This is a genomic window from Acinetobacter sp. ANC_7503, assembly GCF_056780035.1.
This window is the reverse complement of the sequence record NZ_JBWYJA010000002.1, coordinates 251862-258113: the sequence shown is the minus strand read 5'-3', so window position 1 is coordinate 258113 and position 6252 is coordinate 251862. Positions and strand designations below refer to the sequence as shown.

General features: G+C 41.6%; 4 protein-coding genes, 4 tRNA genes and 1 pseudogene. All 9 read right to left on the bottom strand.

All coding sequences use genetic code 11. The features are described 5' to 3' along the window. Positions 1 to 80: pseudogene (locus tag AC1M9M_RS05190) on the bottom strand (hypothetical protein); the annotation flags it as partial. 150 nt (positions 81 to 230) lie between these two features. Further along, positions 231 to 305: transfer RNA gene (locus tag AC1M9M_RS05185), tRNA-Thr, on the bottom strand. A 14-nt stretch (positions 306 to 319) separates the two neighbouring features. Continuing rightward, positions 320 to 395, bottom strand: a tRNA-Gly gene (locus AC1M9M_RS05180). A gap of 34 nt (positions 396 to 429) precedes the next feature. Further along, positions 430 to 513, bottom strand: a tRNA-Tyr gene (locus tag AC1M9M_RS05175). A gap of 53 nt (positions 514 to 566) precedes the next feature. Further along, positions 567 to 642: transfer RNA gene (locus AC1M9M_RS05170), tRNA-Thr, on the bottom strand. Positions 643 to 740: 98 nt separating this feature from the next. Beyond that, complete coding sequence (gene trpE, locus AC1M9M_RS05165) at positions 741 to 2234, bottom strand: anthranilate synthase component I (RefSeq protein ID WP_481595783.1); 1494 nt, start codon at positions 2232 to 2234, stop codon at positions 741 to 743. Between the two features lie 117 nt (positions 2235 to 2351). Next, positions 2352 to 3023 (bottom strand): phosphoglycolate phosphatase, encoded by a 672-nt coding sequence (locus AC1M9M_RS05160; protein WP_180028791.1) that lies wholly within the window; start codon positions 3021 to 3023, stop codon positions 2352 to 2354. A gap of 59 nt (positions 3024 to 3082) precedes the next feature. Next, positions 3083 to 3757, bottom strand: coding sequence for an FHA domain-containing protein (locus AC1M9M_RS05155; RefSeq protein ID WP_481595782.1), 675 nt, complete (start codon positions 3755 to 3757; stop codon positions 3083 to 3085). A 69-nt stretch (positions 3758 to 3826) separates the two neighbouring features. After that, positions 3827 to 6214 carry a type II secretion system secretin GspD gene (gene gspD / locus AC1M9M_RS05150; RefSeq protein WP_481595781.1) on the bottom strand — a complete coding sequence of 796 codons (2388 nt, stop codon included), beginning with the start codon at positions 6212 to 6214 and terminating at the stop codon, positions 3827 to 3829. Positions 6215 to 6252 lie beyond the last annotated feature (38 nt).

The window sequence follows — 6252 nt, the reverse complement described above, 5'->3', positions numbered from 1 at the left end:
GTTGTTTTACCATGGTCAACGTGACCGATTGTGCCCACGTTAACGTGTGGCTTATTACGTTCAAACTTAGCCTTAGCCATGAGATCTTCCTCGTTTACGTCGAACACAATTCTAAGATTGTTCAGTATCGACCTGTCGCCAAAAAAAATGACACTTTAAATACTTGAAAAGCAGACTAATAAGCCTGCTTTCTTTAAAACTTTGTAGAAATTTCTACTAAACTGTATATCTGGAGCTCTTATCGAGATTTGAACTCGAGACCTCTCCCTTACCAAGGGAGTGCTCTACCACTGAGCTATAAGAGCATTTAATACTTCGATGGAGCGGGAGACGAGGGTCGAACTCGCGACATGCAGCTTGGAAGGCTGCCGCTCTACCAACTGAGCTACTCCCGCATATTGGTAAGACACTAGATCGAAGTTTTAAAATTGGTGGTGAGAGAAGGATTCGAACCTTCGAAGCTTACGCGGCAGAGTTACAGTCTGCTCCCTTTGACCGCTCGGGAATCTCACCATTTACACTTACTTCAGTGTTGTTCTTTACTCGACTACTTAAACTCTCTAAGATGGTGCCGGCACACGGATTCGAACTGTGGACCTACTGATTACAAGTCAGTTGCTCTACCAACTGAGCTATGCCGGCGTTTCTTAGTGTTTCGTACGTTTCGTATCGGAACGGTGTGCAGTTTAGCAAAACTTGAAATCCGTGCAAGTGTTTTTTTCAAAAAAAACCCTAAAAACTCACAAAATCAATCCGTTTGATGATAATTCAACCGCTTTGATCACTGCGCGAGCTTTTATTTGGGTTTCATTCCACTCAGAATCAGGATTTGAGTCTGCAACAAGACCCGCACCAGCCTGTACATAAACCTTATTTTCGCGAATAACACAGGTTCTAATTGCGATAGACATGTCCATTTCACCATGCCAGCCTAAATAACCAACAGCACCGCCAAAAATTCCACGTTTTACTGGCTCAACTTCGTCAATAATTTCCATAGCACGAATTTTTGGTGCCCCAGAAAGTGTTCCTGCAGGGAATGTTGCTTTAAAAACATCCAAAGCATCTACGCCTTCCGCAACTTCCCCTTGCACATTAGAAACAATATGCATGACATGTGAATAACGTTCGATCACCATTTGATCAGTGACTTGCACTTTACCAATTTTTGATACACGCCCAATGTCATTGCGACCCAAATCAATCAACATTAAGTGCTCTGCGATTTCTTTCTCATCGGAAAGTAAATCTTTTTCCAGCGCTAAATCTTCTTCTTTGGTTTTACCTCGTGGTCGTGTGCCCGCTAATGGGCGCACAGTCGCCACTCCATTTTCTAAACGCGATAAAATTTCAGGTGATGAGCCCACAATATAAAATGGCTTTTCATCACTAAGCGTCTTTCCTTGTACTAAAAACAGATATGGTGAAGGATTAAGATGACGTAATGCGCGATATACTTGTAAAGGATCACCATCAAAGTCCGATACCATGCGATGACCAGGAACCACCTGCATCACATCACCCGCACGAATGTACTCTTTAACAGTTTCAATCGATTCTAAGAATTTTTCTTTACCTGTTAATGATTCAAAATGAGGGGCCGTGTGAGGCTTTGCCTGCAAGCTCACCGGTGTGGCAAGTAATGATTCAATTTCATCCAGCTGGCTTAGTGCTTTATCAAAAGCATCCGCATCCTGTGTATCCGCATGTACGATAATAAATAGCGTGTCTTTTAAATTATCAAAAACTACAACTGTTTTAGACAACATGAGCCATAAATCTGGCAATCCAACAGGATCAGCATCAGGAACGTTATTTAAACGCGGTTCAATATAACGTACCGCGTCATAACCTAGATAGCCCACCAAGCCCCCTGTAAAGTTAGGCAAATCTGGAAGTTCTGCTTTTGATGGCACTTTGAACTGCGATTGAAAGTCACGGATATACTGGAAAGGATCTTGACACTCAAACGATTCGACTTGACCGTCAGCATTCTGAATTGTTAATTGTCCTGCATTACAAGAGAATACGGTTGACTCACCTAGACCAATAATGGAATAACGCGCCCAGTTTTCACCACCTTCTACAGACTCAAATAAATAGGCTTGTTGATGTTGTTTTAAACGTGCAAATACTGACAATGGAGTATCAGTATCTGCTAAGCGTTGGCGATAAACTGGAATTAAGTTAAAACCTTGTGATTGAAGTTGTTGAAATTGAGTTGACGTTGTCATGAGGAATTCTCTGTAGTTTTCGATGCATATTGAATGTTCTATAAGGTCTGCGCTGAGAGACGCCATCGAAAAACATTAAAACTATTCATTCCTCTACCCTTCTTTATTTATTACAACTTATTTAGAAATCAACACAGTTAAATCATCAACAACTTGTTGCGGCTTACATAACTGAATATCTTCACCATGATTATAACCATAGCTTACGACAATACAATCAATACCCGCACGGCGCGCTGCCTCTACATCATTCGATGAGTCACCAATCATCAAGGTATTTGCCACATCAGTTCCAAAGGCCTCAACACAATGCAACAAAGGTTTAGGATCTGGTTTTCTCACCTCAAAACGATCTCCACCCACCGTATCCACAAAATAGTGATCCATCTTTAATTCAGCCAATATTTTTCTAGCGGGTAATTCCGGCTTATTCGTGACACACACCATTTTTTTTTGATGAGCTCGACCCCACTCTAAAAATTCGATAATGCCGTGAAATGGACGCGTATCCACGCACGGTTCGGCATTATAAATTTCTAAAAAAGTATCCAATAATTGTTGATGCTCAGAAGGCTCTACACGCCCAGTCAGATGCATTAAAACACTCTGACAGAACAATGAAGTCCCTTTGCCAATCCAATTTCGAACTTGAGATTCTGTGACCAAAGGCAGTTCTAATACATTCAAACTCATATTCATGGCACGATATAGATCAAATGCCGAATCAACCAAAGTTCCATCCAGATCAAAAAGAATTAAGTCACGCTGTTCCAAATTCGCAATATTCATTATTTTAAACCTAACAAAAAAAGGCATGCGAAAGCATGCCTTAAAAAATCACATGCAACTTAGTTGAAAATAAACCAGACAACCAGTGCCACAATCACTAACACCAATAATGCCATTAAGCCAATATTGGCATTTTTTTGAGTTTCCAACTCTTTTTCCGTACAAGCTGCAGGAATATTTACCTCACACGCTTCATGCTTATTGACAGTTGTATTAACATCAACTCCCTCAGGAATTGGCGCTGGTTTAGGAATTCCTACATTTTGAGGCATACCATCTCGAGTAAGCTGAACTGAGCTATCTCGCTCTTTCAGATCAGGCATACCCTGCTCAAGCATTTCAGCTGCTGCTGTCTTCTCTACTGCAACCTTTGAAGAAATTTCAGCTGTTGCGATTGCTTCGCTAGGCTGCTGAACATCTTGTAATGTTTGTGCAGATTGCGCAGGTGCTAAAACTGAAAATTTATGGCTAGCGAATTGCAGAATATCGCCATCTTTAACAATAGTTTCGCCTTCAGCAACTTTTGTATCGTTAATAAACGTGCCATTTGACGAACCTAAGTCTTGAACAGTGAGCACCTGCTCTTTTAGAAACAAAGCAGCATGACGGCGTGATACATCTGCAGACTGAATCAAAATATCTGCATCTTGATGACGACCCACCAACATGTCTCGATCGATATCAACTTCTTTACCCGCAAATTCGCCAGTAATTGTTTGTAATTTCCAAGTCATAGTTTCGATCCATTATTCAAGTTTTGACATTTTAACATGGCTGTTTTCGAGATTCACATTGAACGCATGTTATCGAGATGGTCTCAATATCGTGGTTGTGACCGTATTTTGTGTTCTTTGCACATCTTGTTTTGGCTCAATCGCGACAGGGGTTTCCACCACGATTTGGGCATTGTTTGTATTTGTTGTGGCAACTTGATTGTAAATCACAGGCTTTGGCAGCACTCGCGTTGATTTCACCACAGGATCCTGAGTCACGATGACATTTGGACGTTCAATCACACGCCCTACTGGCTTAGACTGAGCTGTTGGAGCAGTATAACGCTGTACCTGTGGCTCTACTGCTTGAGGCGGTGATGGCACTACGATAGGCTTGACGGGTTGAGGAGTACTTGATACAGGCAACCGCTGTTGGAAGATATCATCAACATTATCCGGTAACTTCTTAAATGTCCCATCACCATCCAGTGCTAACTGCAAACTATATAAACGATCATAGCGTTGCTGTGACAATCTACGAATATCAGCCGTATCTCCTACGATTGTTGGATGAATAAAAACGAGTAGGTTTCTTTTCACATTATTCTTTGCATCTGCTCTAAACAGTCTACCCAAACCAGGAATCGAGCTTAAACCTGGGACGCCTTGACGCGTTAACTTAGTATCATCTGAAATCAGACCACCCAGTACAATTGTTTGACCATTTTCAGCCAAAATCGAGGTTTTTATGGCACGCTTAGTGGTCACCAAGTCTTTCGCCTCACCACTATCTGGCTTCACCGAGGATACTTCTTGTTCTACAGCAAGACGAACTGTTCCACCTTCACCAATTTGCGGAATGACCTTTAATGTTACACCAACATCTTTACGCTCAATTGAAGTATAAGGGTTTGCTGTTCCACCTGTCGTTGTCACAGATCCTGTCTGGAATGGGACATTCTCACCCACAACGATATAAGCTTCCTCGTTATCCATGGTGACAATCGATGGTGTAGACAATAAGTTCGACTTAGTATTGGTCTTTAATGCCTGAATCAGTGCGCCATACAGTTTACGCGATCCATTCGCACCTTCTTTATATTCACCTAAGGCCAATGAAGCACCAGCTCCAATCAAACCAGCACCCGTAGCTACATTACCAAGGAATCCAGAAGCCAATTGACTCAGCCCTACACCCGCTTTATCAAAATTGATGACACCAATACCGCTACTGATGTCACCTAGTGCCCACTGAACACCCAATTGATCTACGTCATTTCCTTCAACTTCAACAATAGCAGCCTCAATGAGAATTTGTTGACGACGCACGTCAAGTTGATGAATAGCAGATTCAATTTCACGCATGAGTTGAGGATCTGCTTTTACCACTAATGCATTTTGTGCACCATCAGCAATAATACTCACGCCATTACTATTAAAACTTGTAATATCTTGTTGATTTTGATTTGAACCACTATTCAAATTAATCGCTGGGGTATTCACACTCCCATTTGAAGACGTATTACTCGAGGTATTATTAATTAATGAGTTACTAGCACTTGAATTGGAGCTTGAACTATTTGGATTACTGGTACTATTCACCGCCTGACCAGATACTAAACCTTGTAAAATTTCAGCCAAATTTTTTGCGCTTGCATACTTAAGCTTAAATACTTTTAGACCGCCTAAGCGATCAGCTGAAGGAACATCAAGCATTTCGATCATTTGACGAATGCGTTTACGAGTACTTGGATCACCCTTGATCAAAATCCTATTAGTACGTGCATCTGCGATAATACGTACTCGAGAACCTGAAATGTCTTTGGCACCACCCGTAGAAGACATTGAATCCAACAAAACTATCAGCTCTTCAGCTTGGCTAGACTGCAAGCTAATAGCCTCGATATCGTTTTGTCCCGTTCCATCTAAATTACGAATAATCGTTTCAAGCTGTGCAATATTATTCGCACGATCTGAGACTATAAGCGCATTTGTACCTTGTACCGCCGCCAAATGCGCAAATTGCGGCATGAGTGGTCTTAACGCGGGTATTAGATCATTGGGGTTAGTATTTTCCAGCCAAATGACACGAGTGACCACTTGATCACCTCGTGCGTTCCGAGAGGCATCAAAAGGCACACCTGAATTTTTTACATTATTGTCAGGGACTAAGCGGATAGTGTTACCCGCAGGTACAGCAACAACGCCATTAACGTTTAACACACCCAAGAACAAATCATAGACTTCAGCTTTGTTTAAAGCCTTATTTGAAATGACCGTCACATTACCCCGAACCCGCGGATCAACTGCGAAGTTTTTTCCCGTGATATCTGCCACTTCATTAATAAATGCAGTTAAATCTGCATCACGCAGGTTAATTTTCCAAGTTTGCGCTTGCGCAGCGGTACTTGCGACAGCCAATACTGGTGCTACTGCGACCATCGCCCAAAGTGACCGATTTCGATTTAAAAAATCCATAACTTGTTATATTTCCTAATACTTTATGCAAATTTACA